The sequence below is a fragment of the Pseudomonas sp. UBA7500 genome (assembly GCF_002478435.1).
GTDB lineage: Bacteria > Pseudomonadota > Gammaproteobacteria > Pseudomonadales > Pseudomonadaceae > Aquipseudomonas > Aquipseudomonas palmensis.
This window is the reverse complement of record NZ_DLNW01000003.1, coordinates 33615-49554: the sequence shown is the minus strand read 5'-3', so window position 1 is coordinate 49554 and position 15940 is coordinate 33615. Positions and strand designations below refer to the sequence as shown.

Here is a 15940-nt window from a genome sequence, read left to right as displayed (position 1 = left end):
GCTGACCAATTTGCCCTAAAATGCGTGTCTTTATCACCTGACAAAAGCGCGAGTGGGATAGATGACTAGCACGCCAAAACCCTTGGTCCTGATCATCCTGGATGGTTTCGGTCACAGCGAAAGCCACGAATACAACGCCATCTATTCGGCCACCACGCCGGTTTACGACCGCCTGCGCGCCACCCAGCCGCACGGCCTGATCTCGGGCTCGGGCATGGACGTGGGCCTGCCCGACGGGCAGATGGGCAACTCCGAAGTCGGCCACATGAACCTGGGTGCAGGGCGCGTGGTGTACCAGGATTTCACCCGCGTGACCAAGGCCATCAAGGATGGCGAGTTCTTCCAGAACCCGGTGCTGTGCGACGCCGTGGACAAGGCTGCCGGTGCCGGCAAGGCCGTGCACATCCTCGGCCTGCTGTCCGACGGTGGCGTGCACAGCCACCAGGACCACCTGGTGGCCATGGCCGAACTGGCCGCGCAACGTGGCGCCGAGAAGATCTACCTGCACGCCTTCCTCGACGGCCGCGACACCCCGCCCAAGAGCGCACAGTCTTCCATCGAACTGCTCGACGCCACCTTCGCCCGCCTGGGCAAGGGCCGCATCGCCAGCCTCATCGGCCGTTACTTCGCGATGGACCGCGACAACCGCTGGGACCGCGTCAGCGCCGCCTACAACCTGATCGTCGACAGCACCGCCGAATTCAGCGCCAGCACCGCCACCGCCGGCCTTGAAGCCGCCTATGCACGCGGCGAGAGCGACGAGTTCGTCAAGGCCACCCGCGTGGGCGAGGCCGTCAGGGTCGAGGACGGCGACGCGGTGATCTTCATGAACTTTCGCGCCGACCGCGCCCGCGAGCTGTCGCGGGTATTCGTCGAGCCGGACTTCAACGAGTTCCCGCGCGCACGCCTGCCCAAGCTGGCCGCCTACATCGGCCTGACCCAGTACTCGGCCAAGATCGCCGCCCCGGCGGCGTTCGCCCCAGGCAGCCTGAACAACGTACTGGGCGAGTACCTGGCCAAGAAGGGCAAGACCCAGCTGCGCATCGCCGAAACCGAAAAGTACGCCCACGTCACCTTCTTCTTCTCCGGCGGGCGCGAAGAACCGTTCGAAGGCGAAGAGCGCATCCTGATCCCGTCGCCGAAGGTCGCCACCTACGACCTGCAGCCGGAAATGAGCGCGCCGGAGGTCACCGACCGCATCGTCGAGGCCATCGAACAGCAGCGCCATGACGTGATCGTGGTCAACTACGCCAACGGCGACATGGTCGGCCACAGCGGCGTGTTCGACGCTGCGGTCAAGGCCGTGGAGGCCCTGGACCTGTGCGTGGGCCGCATCGTCGAGGCCCTCGACAAGGTGGGTGGCGAAGCGCTGATCACCGCCGACCACGGCAACGTCGAGCAGATGGAAGACGCGTGCACCGGCCAGGCCCACACCGCCCACACCACCGAGCCGGTGCCGTTCATCTATGTCGGCAAGCGCAACCTCAAGGTGCGTGAAGGCGGCGTGCTGGCAGACGTGGCGCCGACCATGCTCAAGCTGCTGGGCCTGGAAAAACCGGCCGAAATGACCGGTACTTCGATTCTCGTAGACGTCTGAACGGCACGCCCCACGCTGCACGGTTCAAGCTGCAGGAGCCAGCGCCACGTGCGCTGCGCCTCTTGCGGCGTGCAGCTTGAAACAGGCAGCTGAATCGCATCCCGCTTGAAGGTCGTTTTTTTTGATCGCCATGGCGGGCATACTAGGCCAGTCTCCATCCTGGGTTCCGCCTACTCCATGCTTCGCGCACTTATCCTCATAGCCCTGACCTGCCTGTTCGGCCCGGCATTCGCCGACGAGCGCGCGCAAACCCAGCAGCAACTGGACGCCACGCGCCAGGACATTGCCGAGCTGAAAAAGCTGCTTGGCCAGTTGCAGCAGGAAAAGTCCGGCGTGCAGAAAGACCTGCGCGGCACCGAAACCGAAATCGGCAAGCTGCAAAAGCAGGTGGAGGCCCTGCAGCAGGAACTAAAAAAGACTGAAGGCGAGCTGGAGCGCCTCGACAAAGAGAAAAAAAAACTCCAGAGCGCCCGCGTTGAACAGCAACGCCTGATCGCCATCCAGGCCCGTTCGGCCTACCAGAACGGTCGCGAGGAATACCTCAAGCTGCTGCTCAACCAGCAGAACCCCGAGAAGTTCGCGCGCACCCTCACCTATTACGACTACCTGAGCCAGGCCCGCCTGGAGCAGCTGCGCAGCTTCAACGAGACCCTGCGTCAGCTGGCCAATGTGGAAAAGGACATCGCCCTGCAGCAGGCCCAGTTGCTGGCCCAGCAAGGCACCCTCGAAACCCAGCGCCAGGACCTGGAAAAGGTCCGCGCCGAGCGCCAGCAGGTGCTGGCCAAGCTCAACAGCGACGTCAAGGCACGCGACCAGAAGCTGGCCGCCCGCGAACAGGACCAGGCCGACCTCGCCCAGGTGCTCAAGACCATCGAGCAGACCCTGGCACGCCAGGCGCGCGAAGCCGAAGAGGCACGTCAGCGTGCCCTGCTGGCCGCCCAGGAAGCCGAGAAGCAGCGCCAGCGCGAAGCCCTGGCCGCCAACCAGGACGCCACCCCGAAAAAGCCCAGGGCAGTGCCCGGGCCGCTGGTTTCCAGCGACGGCGCCACCTTCGGCGGCGCTTTTTCTGCAGCACGGGGCAAACTTCCATGGCCGGTCAATGGTCGATTGCTGGCACGTTTTGGTGAAACCCGCGGCGACGACTCGCGAGCCAAGTGGGACGGGGTGATGATCAGCGCCTCCGCCGGCAGCCAAGTACATGCGGTGCATGGCGGGCGCGTGGTGTTCGCCGACTGGTTGCGCGGCGCCGGACTTCTGGTCATTCTCGACCATGGCAACGGCTACCTGAGCCTGTACGGGCACAACCAGAGCCTGCTCAAGAATGCCGGCGACGTGGTCAAGTCGGGCGAGGCGATCTCCACCGTCGGCAACAGCGGCGGCCAGGACACCGCCGCCCTGTACTTCGCGATTCGCCAGCAAGGCCGCCCGAGCGACCCGACACAATGGTGCCGTGCCCAGGGATAGGGGCACATCGTTCATTTCACGCTAGCCCCGCCAACCGGTGCCAGCGACGCTCCCCCGGGGGCAAAACCAGGATCAGGAGTTCGTTCGACATGCTGCATACGCCTCGCCTTACCTCGCTGGCCCTGACCATTGCCCTGGTCATCGGCGCGCCACTGGCCCACGCGGCCGAGCCTGCCAAGCCAGCCACGGTGGCACCGACCACGGTCACTGCCCAGGCGCCGCTGCCGCTGGAAGAGCTGCGCACCTTCGCCGAGGTGATGGACCGCATCAAGGCCGCCTATGTCGAGCCGGTGGACGACAAGACCCTGCTCGAAAACGCCATCAAGGGCATGCTCAGCAACCTCGACCCGCACTCCGCCTACCTGGGCCCGGAAGACTTCCAGGAGCTGCAGGAGAGCACCAGCGGCGAGTTCGGCGGCCTGGGCATCGAAGTGGGCATGGAGGACGGCTTCGTCAAGGTGGTATCGCCCATCGACGACACCCCGGCCTCGCGTGCCGGCATCGAGGCGGGCGACCTGATCGTCAAGATCGACGGCCAGCCGACCCGCGGCCAGACCATGACCGAGGCGGTCGACAAGATGCGCGGCAAGATCGGCCAGAAGATCACCCTGACCCTGGTGCGCGACGGCGGCACGCCGTTCGACGTGACCCTGGCCCGCGCGGTCATCCAGGTCAAGAGCGTCAAGTCGCAGCTGCTCGAGGACGGCTACGGCTATATCCGCATCACCCAGTTCCAGGTCAAGACCGGCGAAGAGGTCGGCAAGGCCCTGGCCAAGCTGCGCAAGGACAACGGCAAGAAACTGCGCGGCCTGGTGCTGGACCTGCGCAACAACCCCGGTGGTGTGCTGCAGGCCGCCGTCGAAGTGGCCGACCACTTCCTGACCAAGGGCCTGATCGTGTACACCAAGGGCCGCATCGCCAACTCCGAACTGCGCTTCTCGGCCGACCCGGCCGATGCCAGCGAAGGCGTGCCGCTGGTGGTGCTGATCAACGGCGGCAGCGCCTCGGCCTCCGAGATTGTCGCCGGCGCCCTGCAGGACCAGAAGCGCGGCGTACTGATGGGCACCGACAGTTTCGGCAAGGGCTCGGTGCAGACCGTGCTGCCGCTGAACAACGACCGCGCCCTGAAGATCACCACCGCGCTGTACTACACCCCCAACGGCCGCTCGATCCAGGCCCAGGGCATCGTGCCGGACATCGAGGTGCGCCGCGCCAAGATCACCAGCGAGCAGGACAACGACAACTTCAAGGAAGCCGACCTGCAAGGTCACCTGGGCAACGGCAACGGCGGCGCCGACCGGCCTTCGGGCAAGGCCGCGAGCAAGAAGGACCGTCCGCAGGACGACGACTTCCAGCTCAGCCAGGCGCTGAACCTGCTCAAGGGCCTGAGCATCACCAGCGGCAAGTGATGCGCTATCTGCTGTTCGCCCTGCTCTGCCTGGCCGGCACCGCACACGCGGCACCGGCCAAGGCCTACCTCACGCTGATCATCGACGACCTGGGGCAGAGCCCTGCGCGAGATGCGCGCACCCTGGCCCTGCCCGGCCCGGTCACCCTCGCGATCATGCCCGATACCCCGCACGCCACCGCGTTCGCCCGCCAGGCGCACAAGGCCGGCAAGACGGTGATCCTGCACATGCCCATGGACCCGGCCACCGGCCCCTACGCCTGGCACCCGGACACCCCGCTGCCGGAGCTGGAACAACGCCTGGGCGCGGCCCTGGCCAAGGTGCCCTATGCCAGCGGCATCAACAACCACATGGGCAGCCGCATGACTGCACAGCCGGTGCCCATGGCCTGGCTGATGGGCGAGTTGCAGCGCCGCCATCTGTTCTTTGTCGACAGCCGCACCAGCGCCGCCACGGTCGCTGCGGCCAAGGCGCAGGAACAGGGGCTGGCAAGCCTGTCGCGGGATGTGTTCCTGGATGACGTGCGCACCCCCGAGGCGATTGCCGGGCAACTGCGCATCGCCGTGGAGCTGGCGCACCGGCAGGGCTCGGCCGTGCTGATCGGCCACCCCTACCCGCAAACCCTGGAGGTGCTCGAACGCGAGCTGCCTCGCCTGAAGGCGCAGGGCATCGAGTGGGTCGAGATCCACCAGATGATTGCCCTGCGCAGCAACCAGGCGATGGCGGCTCACGGTGCCGGCGGGCGCTATCGCGCCAGCGCCGGCGGCCAGTGAGGCGCCTACGCCAGGGGGCGTAGCGGAAACCAGCCCTTGATGAAGGCCGGGGTGAGGTCGGCACGCCAGATCACGCCCATCTTGCCGGTGGTTTTCGCCTCTTCGAGCAGGTCGGCATAGCCTTTGGTGCGTTGTGCCTCCAGTTTGATGTGGCCCTTGCTGAACGCTGCCGTGGGCGTGTCCAGGGCAGGATAGTGCAGGTGCACGTACCATTTGTCGCCGCCCGCCACACGCACTTCGTACTCGTCGATGAAGTCGCCGGCCGCCAGGGCCTTGCGCGGCGCCTTGAATTCGATGTGCAGTTGCTTGCGCTCCCACAGATACAGCAGGTTGCGCGCGGTGGGCTTCTGCGCCTTGCACATGCTCAGGCGCAGGGCATCGGCTGCGTCCCTGAGCCCCTGGGCCTCCTGGCGCAGCTGGGCAACGGTGACCTGCTCGGTATCGGGCAGGCCGCTGTGGCGCTCGAAGTCATCCGCCACGCGGATCAGCCGATCGGCCAGGATGGTCAGCGGGAACACGATATCCCCCGGTTGATGCCCGCTGCCGGACAACCCCTGCTGCTTGGCCTTGAGCGGGGCGACCTGATCGAGCACCTGGCGCGCCTCGCTGCGCAGGGCCTTGCGCGGCTTGAGGCCGACCGGCGTGGCGGGCAGTACGGTCTTGATCGGGTTCCAGTCATCGCCGCCGTGCTCGCGGTAGGACGCCACGATGCGGTGGTTGGCATCCTCGATATCCACGATCGGCACCGGCTCGCCGGGCGATGGCGCCCGTACCCGCCCCACCACCACCCGGCGGGTACGCGTGACGATCACCTTGCGCTTGCGCGTCGGCCGGGGCGCCGTGCTGGTGGCCGGCACCGTGACCAGGCTGTCCAGTTCTGCCCTGGCGCTGGCATCGAGCTCGTCGAGGGTCTGCACGAACGCCGCCAGATAGTCCTTGCCGGGCACCGGCGCGAACAGGTCGCCCACATACTGGGCAACCGCCTTGGCCCGCGAGTAGCAGTGCGAGGCCTCGCGCAGCACCTGGATGCGCTCCTGGGGCGTGAACTCCTGGGCATCGATGCCCAGCTGCTCATGCGAAAGCACCCCGGCGACGATGTCCGGGTCCAGCAGCAAGTCCTTGTAGAACGGGCGCTGGGTGGCGTCCGCGATACGCGTGTCCAGGCTCATGTAGCCGAGGATTTCCAGGTAGGCCGTGCGGATGCGCTGGGCGCTGAACACCTTGAGCTCTTCACGCTTGGCCTCGCCATAGCGGATGATCTCGTCGGCCGTGGCCTTGACCGCCGGCTCGCGGCGAACCTCCTCGACCAGGGCGCTGCAGGCCTCGGCCTGCTCCAGGGCCAGCAGGTGGAACGTCTCGTTCTGCGTGTTGGCCTCCAGCAACGCGGAAAACGGCTGTGCGGTATCACCCAGGGTGACCTGGAACGCATTCTCGATCCAGGCATCGTGCAACGAGATCTTGAACTGCTTGCTGTGGTACTGGGCCTGCAACTGCAGGCGCGCCTGGAAGTTCATCCTGAAGTTCAGGTTCAGCGCCTTGCTGTAGTCGGCCGCAGTGATATGGCCGTAGAAATCCGCCAGTTTCAGGGTTTCGCGGGCTTCGAGGGTGGTGCGCAGCAGGTCCTTGGCCACCTCGATGAAGGCGTCCTGCTCGACCTTGAGTGCCTGCTCGGCCACTTGCGCACGCGTGCGTGCCTGCTTCATCGCTACCAGCCGGGTCGCCGTGCGATCGAGCTGGTACTCGCGCTGGGCCTTGAACATCGGGTCGAGCAAGGCGTTGAGCTCGTTGACCTTGGGGGTCATGGCCACAATGCGCCTGAGGCAATCCTGCTGCGCCGACTCCAGCGTGGCGTTGAGCTGCTGAAGCTGCAGCCTGTTCTGCGCCTTCTTCTCCTGCAGGCTCATGCGCTTTTTCGGCCCGCCCCCGCGCAGCCCCAGGCGCAGGTCCAGTTGCCAGCTGCCTTCGCTGCTGCGCCGCAGCCACGGGCCACGGCGGCTGCTGTCGAGGGGGTCGACGATGCAGAAGCGCCCCTCCACCTCCAGCACGCGGTACCAGCGGTCATCGAGTTTTACATGCGCTTGCCCGTCGATCAGCACCAGGCCGCGGCGCTCCCCCGTCTCGATCAGGCCGGTCGGCTCCTGGCCGGGCGTGACCTGCATCGGGCGCAGGAACGCACGCAGCTCGGGCGTCGCTTCGTTGCGCATGCCGCTCCAGGAGAAGTCCATGGCTGTCGGCAACGCACCGGCACTGCGCAGTTGCGGGCCCAGGGGTTGCTGCACCGGTACCAGCACGCCGGTCACTGGCAGCTCGCCGCGCACCGGCAACGTTTGCTGCAGCATCGAGGGCTGCACCTCGATCGGCGTCGCGCGCGCCATGCCGACCTCCCCGGCCCCGTGCATGAACACCGTGCTCAGGTTGAACAGCAGGTCGACCACGGCCTGGGCGCGCGTGGTGTCATCCCCCTCGCGCAGCGCCTTGAAGTCGCTGTCCAGGCTGCTGACCAGTTGCACCAGCCATCCGGCGACAGCTGTCGGCCCACGCAGGTAAGGCAGCGCGATATTGAACAGCAGCCAGCCCGCCTCCTTGAAGCGCAGCCAGCGATCTTCGGCGTTGGATACCGATTGCCGGTCACCCAGGGTGATCAGCGCATCCACCGTACTGGTGTAGAAATGCGCCAGCAGGTCACCGGTCAGCGCAGCGCCGCCAAGACGCGGCACGTTCGCCCCCGGCACAGCCACCGGTTCATCCACCGTGATACCCAGGTGAGGGTTGGCAAAGCCGCCATTGGCATAGATGCGCCGGGCGTCCCGTCCCATCCAGCTCAGCACGCTGGCTTGCAGCTCGGGCTCCTCGAGGGCCTTGAACAATGCAGCCTCGCTGGCAAATTCGCGCAGCAGGGGCTCGAACAGCGGTCGGTACAGCACCCGCTCGGGCCTGCCGGGCAGGGCGAACACGAACATGTTGTCGACCTCGTCAGGGCTGGCCCCTTCGCCACTGAGGAAGGTCAGCGGGCGCACCTCGACCCGGTCGGTCTGGTCGGTGCTCATGGCGTAGTCCACGCAGCGCAGGCCCTGGCGGGTGAAGCCCTGCTCGCCCCTGATCCGGTATTCCAGCGCCAGCAATGGCAGTTGTGCGCGCAGCGTGTCGGCGAACAGCTGCCGACGCTCGTCGGCCTGGCGTGCATCGGTGCGCATGGCCTGTTCGATCACTGCCAGGTAGTTGGCCCCGACATCCACGGCGGTGATGAGTGTCATCACATACTCGGCGCTCAGCCATGCGGCGATCTCGTCGCCATCGGCATGGGCAATGCTCATCGGGCCCTTGGGCAGGCCGGACAGGTTTTCCAGCGCGGCATCCACCAGCAGCAGCCTGACCGTCTCGACGAAGCCGAAGCCACCCTGGCCATAGGGCACCTGGAAGGTCAGCACCAGCTTGTAGGGGTCGTAGGTCGGACCGTCCGGTTGATCTGCCGCCATGCGCTCGCCCAGCGCCTTGGCGGCATAGTCGCGCAGGGTCGGGATACCGTGGTCATAGGCCTTGCCGGCATTGTGCTGGTGCGCCAGCGCCATGCTCAGCCATTGCATGCGGTAGTCCAGGTAATCGGCCCCCGAAGCCTGCTTGAGCCATGCCGGCAGCTGGCCAAGCACCTGAGTGTCGGCAGGCGTCGGCACGAATGCCCGGTTGCCGGCCAGGCGCGCAGCCACATCGGACACCGTGGCAAACAACCCCTCGAGCTCAGTCACCGACTGCCCGCCCAGGCGCAGCGCCTGCACATCGCGCAGTTGCTGATCGAGCAACGCCTCGGCCTGGACCCTGAACGGATTGCCTTCGACCTCCAGCAACTGCCACTGCAGCCCGACCAGCCGATAGGCGCCTTCGAGTTCGTCGGTCAACGCCTCGCCGAACGCCTTCAGCGAGGCGTGGGCGCTGACCTGACCTGCGGGCGTACAGCGCAGCACCTGCTCGCCGCGGACCAACACCAGATCGCTGAGCAGCATCTGCGTGCTGGTCAGGCTGGCGTCGAGCTGCAGTTGCACCAGGTACACCCGCACGGCCTGCTCGCCCTGGGCCTGACGCAGCGACCAGCGTGGCCATTGCAGCACCTGGCCCAGCATCCCGGCCCAGGCCTGTTTGCCGCCGGCGTGTGGCACCAGGGCCTGGGCCAGGGTTCTGGCCAGCCAGCTCAGGCGCGGAACGCCTTCACTGCCCCTGGCCTGCCAGTAGTTCATCAGGGCCCGCTGGAACTCGGCCACGATGCCGTCGGCAAACACCTTGATCATTTCGCGCAGGGTGTCCGCATCAAGTGCATGGCCCTGCAGCTTGAGTTTCACCGCATCGGCCTGGCCCAGAAAACCGGACAAGCCACCCGCATGCATCTGCAACGGCTCCCAGGTGCACAGGTTGTCCAGTGCAGCGTCCACCAGCGGGCGTACCTGATAGAACTGCGCGCTGCTGTCGGGCACGTACAAACGCAGCGCCTCCACATCGGCGGACAGCCCGGGGAAGTACTCGCGCAGCAAGCGCTCCAGCAGCGTGGCGCTGGTGCTGCGCAGGGTCGGGCGGCTGGCGAACTGCTCGGCTACCATGGCGGCGAGGGCATTGTCGGGTTCGGGGGTGGGCAGGTCTTGCAGGATATGCAGTGGCATCTAACACCTTCCATGAGTGATCGGGCTGTGCAATTCACAGCGACGATCCATCACAGCAGCCCGGTGCATGGCCGCGGCACTACATAGTTAGGCGCTTACAGGTAGCGGGCGAAGGTGGCGTCGACGAAGCCTTCGTCGCGCAACTGGTCCAGGCTGTGCTGGAGCTTTTCCACCACCGCATCGGGTACCTGGCGGTTGAGTGCCAGGTACAGCTGGGCGCCGTTGAAGCGCAGCACGGTCTTGAGCTGGGTGATGCCGATCTGGCGGGCCAGGTAGCGCCCGGCGGGGTCACCGGTGGCCCACAGGTCGATCTGGCCTTCGAGCAGCTTGCGCGCGTTGTCCTGGTCGCGCAGCACGGTGATCGGCTTGAGCCCCTTGCTGCTCAGGTGCTGGGCGATGGCATCGCCTTTATAGGCACCGATCCGGTAGCCGCGCGCGTCGCCGAGGTGTTCGAGGGTGATGGGGCTGTCGGGGCGGGCCAGCAGAATCCAGTCGTCGGGGCCCAGCGGCCCGACCCACTTGAAGAGCTTTTCGCGGTCGGGTTGGCGGGCCATCACGAACACACCGTGATTGGGGCTGTTCAGGGCCTGCTGGTACACGCGTTCCCACGGGAAGCGCAGGGTCATGCTGTAGGGGATGGCGGCGCGCTTGAACATCTCGCGAACCAGGTCGGCGGCGATGCCCTGGATCTTGTCTTCGCGGGCGAAGTTCTTGCCGTCGCTGGCCATGTTGTAGGGCGGGAAGTTTTCGGTGAGCAGCACCATCGGGTCAGCGGCGCGGACGGTGGCAGCGAGGGAGAAGAGGCTGACGAGCACGACGAGCAAGCGTGTGAACATAGGATGGACCCGATTCCCTGGCGATGTGCCTGCATTACCTTAACAGCAAATGCTTCGCCGGCAAGGCCGGCTCCTACAGGTTCGCTGCAGTGTAGGAGCCGGCCTTGCCGGCGAATGCGGCCGCTCAGCGCACGCAGATGCCGCGCTGCGCCATGTAGGCCTTGGCTTCAGGCACCGTGTACTCGCCGAAGTGGAAGATGCTGGCCGCCAGCACTGCGCTGGCATGCCCTTCCAGGATGCCGTCGGCCAGGTGCTGCAGGTTGCCCACACCACCGGAGGCGATCACCGGAATGCCCAGCGCGTCGCTGATGGCGCGGGTCACGCCCAGGTCGAAGCCGCTCTTCATGCCGTCCTGGTCCATGCTGGTGAGCAGGATCTCGCCCGCGCCCAGGCCTTCCATCTTCTTCGCCCACTCCACCGCATCCAGCCCGGTAGGCTTGCGCCCGCCGTGGGTGAAGATCTCCCAGCGCGGGGTTTCGCCCGGGCCGGAGACCTTCTTGGCATCGATGGCAACCACGATGCACTGCGAGCCGAAATGCTGCGCGGCCTCGCCCACGAACTCGGGGTTGAACACCGCTGCGGTGTTGATCGAGACCTTGTCGGCACCGGCGTTGAGCAGGTTGCGGATGTCCTGCACGGTGCGCACGCCACCGCCTACGGTCAGCGGAATGAACACCTGGCTGGCCATGCGCTCGACGGTATGCAACGTGGTGTCGCGGCCATCGACGCTGGCAGTGATGTCGAGGAAGGTGATCTCGTCGGCACCCTGCTCATCGTAGCGACGGGCGATTTCCACCGGGTCGCCGGCATCACGGATGTTCTCGAACTTGACGCCCTTGACCACTCGACCGTTGTCGACGTCCAGGCAAGGGATGATGCGTTTGGCCAGCGCCATGCCGTTCTCCTCAGCCTTTGTAGCTGTCGCAGAAGGCTTGCGCCTCGGCCACATCCAGCGTGCCTTCGTAGATCGCACGGCCGGTGATGGCGCCGATGATCCCCGGTGCCCTGGCGTCGAGCAGGGCCTTGATGTCACCCAGGTTGTGGATGCCACCGGAGGCGATCACCGGGATCTTGGTGGCGGCAGCCAGGGCGGCGGTGAACGGCACGTTGCAGCCTTGCATCATTCCGTCCTTGGCGATGTCGGTGTAGACGATCGCCGAGACGCCATCGGCCTCGAAACGCTTGGCCAGGTCGATGACCTGCACCGAGCTGACCTCGGCCCAGCCGTCGGTGGCCACGAAGCCGTCCTTGGCGTCCAGGCCCACGATCACCTTGCCGGGGAACGCACGGCAGGCTTCGGCCACGAACTCGGGTTGCTTGACCGCCTTGGTGCCGATGATCACGTAGCTGACGCCGGCCTTGACGTAGTGCTCGATGGTTTCCAGCGAGCGGATGCCGCCGCCGATCTGGATCGGCAGGTTCGGGTAGCGCTTGGCAATGGCAGTCACCACCTCGCCGTTGACCGGCTGGCCTTCGAAGGCACCGTTCAGGTCGACCAGGTGCAGGCGGCGGCAGCCACCGTCGACCCATTTGGCGGCCATGCTCACCGGGTCATCGGAAAATACCGTGGAATCTTCCATGCGGCCTTGGCGCAAACGTACGCAAGCACCGTCCTTGAGATCGATAGCGGGAATAATCAGCATCTGGGGAACCTGTCTATTCGGTAAACAGTGAGCTCGGGAAGTCAGTTCTTCTCGAGCGACCACAAGTCGCTTTCAATGCTTTCGAACCTCTCTTTGAGGTGCGCCTGCACATCGAAAATCGCCCTGTTGTAGTAATGCGGTGCAATCTCCTGGCTGAACAGCTCCAGCACTTCAGCCACCTCGAACGAACCCAGCTCAAGCTCGAAGCGGTCTTCGAGAAAACGCTTGAGCTTGGCCAGCGCCTCGCGCTCTTCTTCAGGCGCGAGGGTGAGGATCGGCCGCTTGGCGCGGGACTTGCCCATTACCGGCGACCATCCCAGCCGGCGAAGTTCTGCAGCAGCTGCAGGCCATGGGTATGGCTCTTCTCCGGGTGGAACTGCACGGCAAAGCGCGAGCCGTCGGCCAGCGCGGCGGCAAAGTCGACGCCATAGTGACCACTGCCCGCCACCTGCGCCGCGTTGGCGGCGGTGATGTAGTAGCTGTGCACGAAGTAGAAGCGCGCACGGTCGGGGATGTCGTGCCACAGCGGGTGGTCGATGGCCTGGGACACTTCGTTCCAGCCCATGTGCGGCACCTTAAGGTGCTCGCCGTCCTCGTGCAGGCCCTTGCCGAAGAAGCGCACATTGCCCGGGAACAGGCCGATGCAATCGACGCCGTCGTTCTCTTCGCTGTGGTCGAGCAGGGCCTGCATGCCCACGCAGATGCCGAGGAAGGGGCGGTCCTGGCTGACTTCACGCACCAGGCTGTCGAAGCCCAGGCGGCGAATCTCGGCCATGCAGTCGCGGATCGCGCCCACACCCGGGAACACCACGCGGTCGGCCTCGCGGATCACCGCAGCATCGCTGGTGATCAGCACCTTGCCGGCGCCCACGTGCTCCAGGGCCTTGGCCACCGAGTGCAGGTTGCCCATGCCGTAGTCGATAACGGCTACCGTCTGCATTACAGGCAGCCCTTGGTCGACGGCATCTGGCCGGCCATGCGTTCGTCCAGCTCGATGGCCATGCGCAGTGCGCGGCCGAAGGCCTTGAACACGGTCTCGATCTGGTGGTGGGTGTTGTGTCCGCGCAGGTTGTCGATGTGCAGCGAGACGTTGGCGTGGTTGACGAAGCCCTGGAAGAATTCCTGGAACAGGTCGACGTCGAAACCGCCCACGGTGGCGCGGGTGAAGGGCACGTGCATCTCCAGGCCCGGGCGGCCGGAGAAGTCGATGACCACGCGCGACAGCGCCTCGTCCAGCGGCACGTAGGCATGGCCGTAGCGGCGGATGCCCTTCTTGTCGCCGATGGCCTGGTTGAATGCCTGGCCCAGGGTGATACCGACGTCTTCGACGGTATGGTGATCGTCGATGTGCAGGTCGCCCTTGCACTCGATGTCCAGATCGATCAGCCCATGTCGGGCGATCTGGTCGAGCATGTGTTCGAGGAAAGGCACACCGATATCGAATCGGGCCTTGCCGCTGCCATCCAGGTTAATCGAGGCCTTGATCTGGGTTTCCAGAGTATTGCGCTCGACGCTAGCCGTACGTTCGACCATCACCAGCTCCGCAAAATCATTGGGCGAAAAAGGTGTCCATTATAGGCCTAGATACGCGTGGCTTGGAACGAAGAAGACAGTTGGCGGGGAATTTGCGTCAGCAGTACCGACCTCATCGCGGGTCAAGCCCGCTCCCACACGGTCAGCAGAGATCCTTGTAGGAGCGGGCTTGACCCGCGATGCCTTTAATGGAACAGCACCGCTGTCTTCTGCAGGGTCACCCACACCCCCCACGCCAGCGGAACGCCCACCACCAGCCACGCGGCAATCACCAGCGGCCGACTGCCCGGCGCGGCCTTCCACTCCAGCACGGTGCTGCCATTGGCGCCCTTGTCGTGCCCCAGCGCCTGTTCGGCCGCCAGTTGCGCATCGGTCATGAAGTACTTGTCGGCCACCGGCCGCACCAGCGCGTTGCACAAAAAGCCCAGCGCCAGCAGCCCGGCCAGGATGTACAGGGTCATGTCATACGCCGCCGCCCGCTCCACGCCCATCTCCAGCTGATATTCGCGCAGGTAGGTGATCAGCACCGGGCCCAGCACCCCGGCTGCCGCCCAGGCGGTCAGCAGGCGACCGTGAATGGCGCCCACCATCTGCGTGCCGAACAGGTCGGCCAGGTACGCCGGCACCGTGGCGAAGCCGCCACCGTACATCGACAGGATGATGCAGAACGCCGCCACGAACAGCGCGATGTTGCCCAGGTGGCCCATGTTCGGGATCAGCGCATACAGCGCCACGCCCAGGGCGAAGAAGGCGAAATAGGTGTTCTTGCGCCCGATGTAGTCGGAGAACGAGGCCCAGAAGAAACGCCCGCCGATGTTGAACAGGCTCAGCAACCCGGTGAAGCCCGCGGCAATGGCGGCAATCTGCGCCAGTTGCGTGGCATCCAGCTGGCTGAAGCTCAGGTCGTTGCCCAGTAGCTTGCCGGCGAACACTTCCTGCAGCAGCGGCGAGGCCATGCCCAGAATGCCGATGCCGGCCGACACGTTAAGGCACAGCACCAGCCAGATCAGCGCGAACTGCGGCGTCTTCCACGCCACGCTGACGTGCACGTGCCGGTGCGTGATCATCGCGTTACCGGCCTTTTTCTGCGGCGCGCTCCAGCCTTCGGGCTTCCAGCCGGTGGGCGGCACACGGTAGGCCAGGGCACCGCCGAGCATGAACACGAAGTAGATCAGCGCCATCACCACGAAGCTCTGCCACACGCCCACCCCGTCAGGGCCGGCGAAGTGGCTCATCAGCGCCGCCGCCAGTGGCGCACCCACCATGGCGCCACCGCCAAAGCCCATGATCGCCATGCCGGTGGCCATGCCGCGCTTGTCCGGGAACCACTTGATCAGCGTCGATACCGGCGAAATGTAGCCCAGCCCCAGGCCGATACCGCCGATCACGCCACTGCCCAGCCACATCAGCCACAGCTGGTGGGTGTACACCCCCAGCGCCGACATCAGCAGGCCACCGCACCAGCACAGGGCCGAGACCACCCCGGCCTTGCGCGGCCCGGCATGCTCCAGCCAGCCGCCCCAGATGGCCGCCGAACAGCCGAGGAACACGAAGAACAGCGTGTAGATCCAGCTCAGCATCGAGATCGGCCAGTCGCACTCGGCGGTGAACAGGCGCGCCACGAAGCTCATCTCCGGCGCACTGATACCGATGGCCTGCGACAGCGGCAGCCAGAACACCGAAAAGCCATAGGCCATGCCGATGCACAGGTGAATGGCCAGGGCCGCCGGTGGCACCAGCCAGCGGTTGAAACCGGCCCTGGCGACAATGCGTTCCTTGGACAGGAAGCCGGGCGTACTGGCGATGCCGCCCACCGTAGTGCTGCTCATTGTTGTTCCCCTCGTGATATGGATGCTCCACCGACCAGACCTGCTGCCTGCGACTTTGGCTGCCAGGGGCAGCACGTCGTTTATCTGGCAACCGGCCCTTTGACGCGACAATCGGCCGCAACGGGACCGTGGAGGCGCGAGAGAGTACCATTCGCCGCACTCGCTGAAATTAGGCTGATACTGTGGTTTTTGCGAAAACTGATACCCCCG

The 15940-nt window shown here is 65.7% G+C and carries 12 protein-coding genes; 4 read left to right on the top strand and 8 right to left on the bottom strand.

Going from position 1 to position 15940, the window contains the following annotated elements:
• Positions 1 to 61: 61 nt before the first annotated feature.
• From gpmI to B4I46_RS03130, 4 genes are all read left to right on the top strand, one after another.
• A complete protein-coding gene (gpmI, locus tag B4I46_RS03145) occupies positions 62 to 1597 on the top strand; it encodes a 2,3-bisphosphoglycerate-independent phosphoglycerate mutase (protein WP_088514671.1) in 1536 nt (511 codons plus the stop codon).
• A gap of 177 nt (positions 1598 to 1774) precedes the next feature.
• Complete coding sequence (locus B4I46_RS03140; RefSeq protein WP_043862201.1) at positions 1775 to 3061, top strand: murein hydrolase activator EnvC family protein; 1287 nt, start codon at positions 1775 to 1777, stop codon at positions 3059 to 3061.
• Between the two features lie 89 nt (positions 3062 to 3150).
• Complete coding sequence (locus B4I46_RS03135) at positions 3151 to 4470, top strand: S41 family peptidase (protein WP_043862202.1); 1320 nt, start codon at positions 3151 to 3153, stop codon at positions 4468 to 4470.
• Positions 4470 to 5243 carry a divergent polysaccharide deacetylase family protein gene (locus tag B4I46_RS03130; protein ID WP_286898607.1) on the top strand — a complete coding sequence of 258 codons (774 nt, stop codon included), beginning with the start codon at positions 4470 to 4472 and terminating at the stop codon, positions 5241 to 5243. Before B4I46_RS03135 ends, B4I46_RS03130 begins: the two co-directional genes overlap by 1 nt.
• Before the next feature lie 5 nt (positions 5244 to 5248).
• Here the strand turns inward: B4I46_RS03130 and B4I46_RS03125 are convergent, their stop codons facing one another.
• The 8 genes from B4I46_RS03125 to B4I46_RS03090 all read right to left on the bottom strand — a co-directional run bounded on the left by B4I46_RS03125 (position 5249) and on the right by B4I46_RS03090 (position 15730).
• Positions 5249 to 9889: a hypothetical protein gene (locus B4I46_RS03125; protein ID WP_286898606.1), complete on the bottom strand. Its 4641-nt coding sequence runs from the start codon at positions 9887 to 9889 to the stop codon at positions 5249 to 5251.
• 95 nt (positions 9890 to 9984) lie between these two features.
• Positions 9985 to 10725 (bottom strand): substrate-binding periplasmic protein, encoded by a 741-nt coding sequence (locus B4I46_RS03120; protein WP_054915786.1) that lies wholly within the window; start codon positions 10723 to 10725, stop codon positions 9985 to 9987.
• A 124-nt stretch (positions 10726 to 10849) separates the two neighbouring features.
• Positions 10850 to 11620, bottom strand: coding sequence for an imidazole glycerol phosphate synthase subunit HisF (gene hisF, locus B4I46_RS03115; RefSeq protein ID WP_043862206.1), 771 nt, complete (start codon positions 11618 to 11620; stop codon positions 10850 to 10852).
• Between the two features lie 10 nt (positions 11621 to 11630).
• Positions 11631 to 12368, bottom strand: a complete 738-nt coding sequence (gene hisA / locus B4I46_RS03110) for a 1-(5-phosphoribosyl)-5-[(5-phosphoribosylamino)methylideneamino]imidazole-4-carboxamide isomerase (RefSeq protein WP_043862207.1) — start codon at positions 12366 to 12368, stop codon at positions 11631 to 11633.
• A 41-nt stretch (positions 12369 to 12409) separates the two neighbouring features.
• Complete coding sequence (locus tag B4I46_RS03105) at positions 12410 to 12670, bottom strand: DUF2164 domain-containing protein (RefSeq protein WP_043862208.1); 261 nt, start codon at positions 12668 to 12670, stop codon at positions 12410 to 12412.
• The gene (gene hisH / locus B4I46_RS03100; protein ID WP_043862209.1) at positions 12670 to 13308 is read right to left on the bottom strand and encodes an imidazole glycerol phosphate synthase subunit HisH; all 639 of its coding nucleotides are present in this window, start codon (positions 13306 to 13308) and stop codon (positions 12670 to 12672) included. Before hisH ends, B4I46_RS03105 begins: the two co-directional genes overlap by 1 nt.
• Positions 13308 to 13901 carry an imidazoleglycerol-phosphate dehydratase HisB gene (hisB, locus tag B4I46_RS03095; RefSeq protein WP_043862210.1) on the bottom strand — a complete coding sequence of 198 codons (594 nt, stop codon included), beginning with the start codon at positions 13899 to 13901 and terminating at the stop codon, positions 13308 to 13310. Before hisB ends, hisH begins: the two co-directional genes overlap by 1 nt.
• A 185-nt stretch (positions 13902 to 14086) precedes the next feature.
• The gene (locus B4I46_RS03090; RefSeq protein WP_286898604.1) at positions 14087 to 15730 is read right to left on the bottom strand and encodes an OFA family MFS transporter; all 1644 of its coding nucleotides are present in this window, start codon (positions 15728 to 15730) and stop codon (positions 14087 to 14089) included.
• Between the last annotated feature and the right edge of the window lie 210 nt (positions 15731 to 15940).

Excerpts from the sequence above, each read along its gene's own strand:
- gpmI (WP_088514671.1), top strand. The coding sequence starts at position 62 with ATGACTAGCACGCCAAAACCCTTGGTCCTGATCATCCTGGATGGTTTC.
- B4I46_RS03140 (WP_043862201.1), top strand. The coding sequence starts at position 1,775 with ATGCTTCGCGCACTTATCCTCATAGCCCTGACCTGCCTGTTCGGCCCG.
- B4I46_RS03135 (WP_043862202.1), top strand. The coding sequence starts at position 3,151 with ATGCTGCATACGCCTCGCCTTACCTCGCTGGCCCTGACCATTGCCCTG.
- B4I46_RS03130 (WP_286898607.1), top strand. The coding sequence starts at position 4,470 with ATGCGCTATCTGCTGTTCGCCCTGCTCTGCCTGGCCGGCACCGCACAC.
- B4I46_RS03125 (WP_286898606.1), bottom strand. The coding sequence starts at position 9,889 with ATGCCACTGCATATCCTGCAAGACCTGCCCACCCCCGAACCCGACAAT.
- B4I46_RS03120 (WP_054915786.1), bottom strand. The coding sequence starts at position 10,725 with ATGTTCACACGCTTGCTCGTCGTGCTCGTCAGCCTCTTCTCCCTCGCT.
- hisF (WP_043862206.1), bottom strand. The coding sequence starts at position 11,620 with ATGGCGCTGGCCAAACGCATCATCCCTTGCCTGGACGTCGACAACGGT.
- hisA (WP_043862207.1), bottom strand. The coding sequence starts at position 12,368 with ATGCTGATTATTCCCGCTATCGATCTCAAGGACGGTGCTTGCGTACGT.
- B4I46_RS03105 (WP_043862208.1), bottom strand. The coding sequence starts at position 12,670 with ATGGGCAAGTCCCGCGCCAAGCGGCCGATCCTCACCCTCGCGCCTGAA.
- hisH (WP_043862209.1), bottom strand. The coding sequence starts at position 13,308 with ATGCAGACGGTAGCCGTTATCGACTACGGCATGGGCAACCTGCACTCG.
- hisB (WP_043862210.1), bottom strand. The coding sequence starts at position 13,901 with ATGGTCGAACGTACGGCTAGCGTCGAGCGCAATACTCTGGAAACCCAG.
- B4I46_RS03090 (WP_286898604.1), bottom strand. The coding sequence starts at position 15,730 with ATGAGCAGCACTACGGTGGGCGGCATCGCCAGTACGCCCGGCTTCCTG.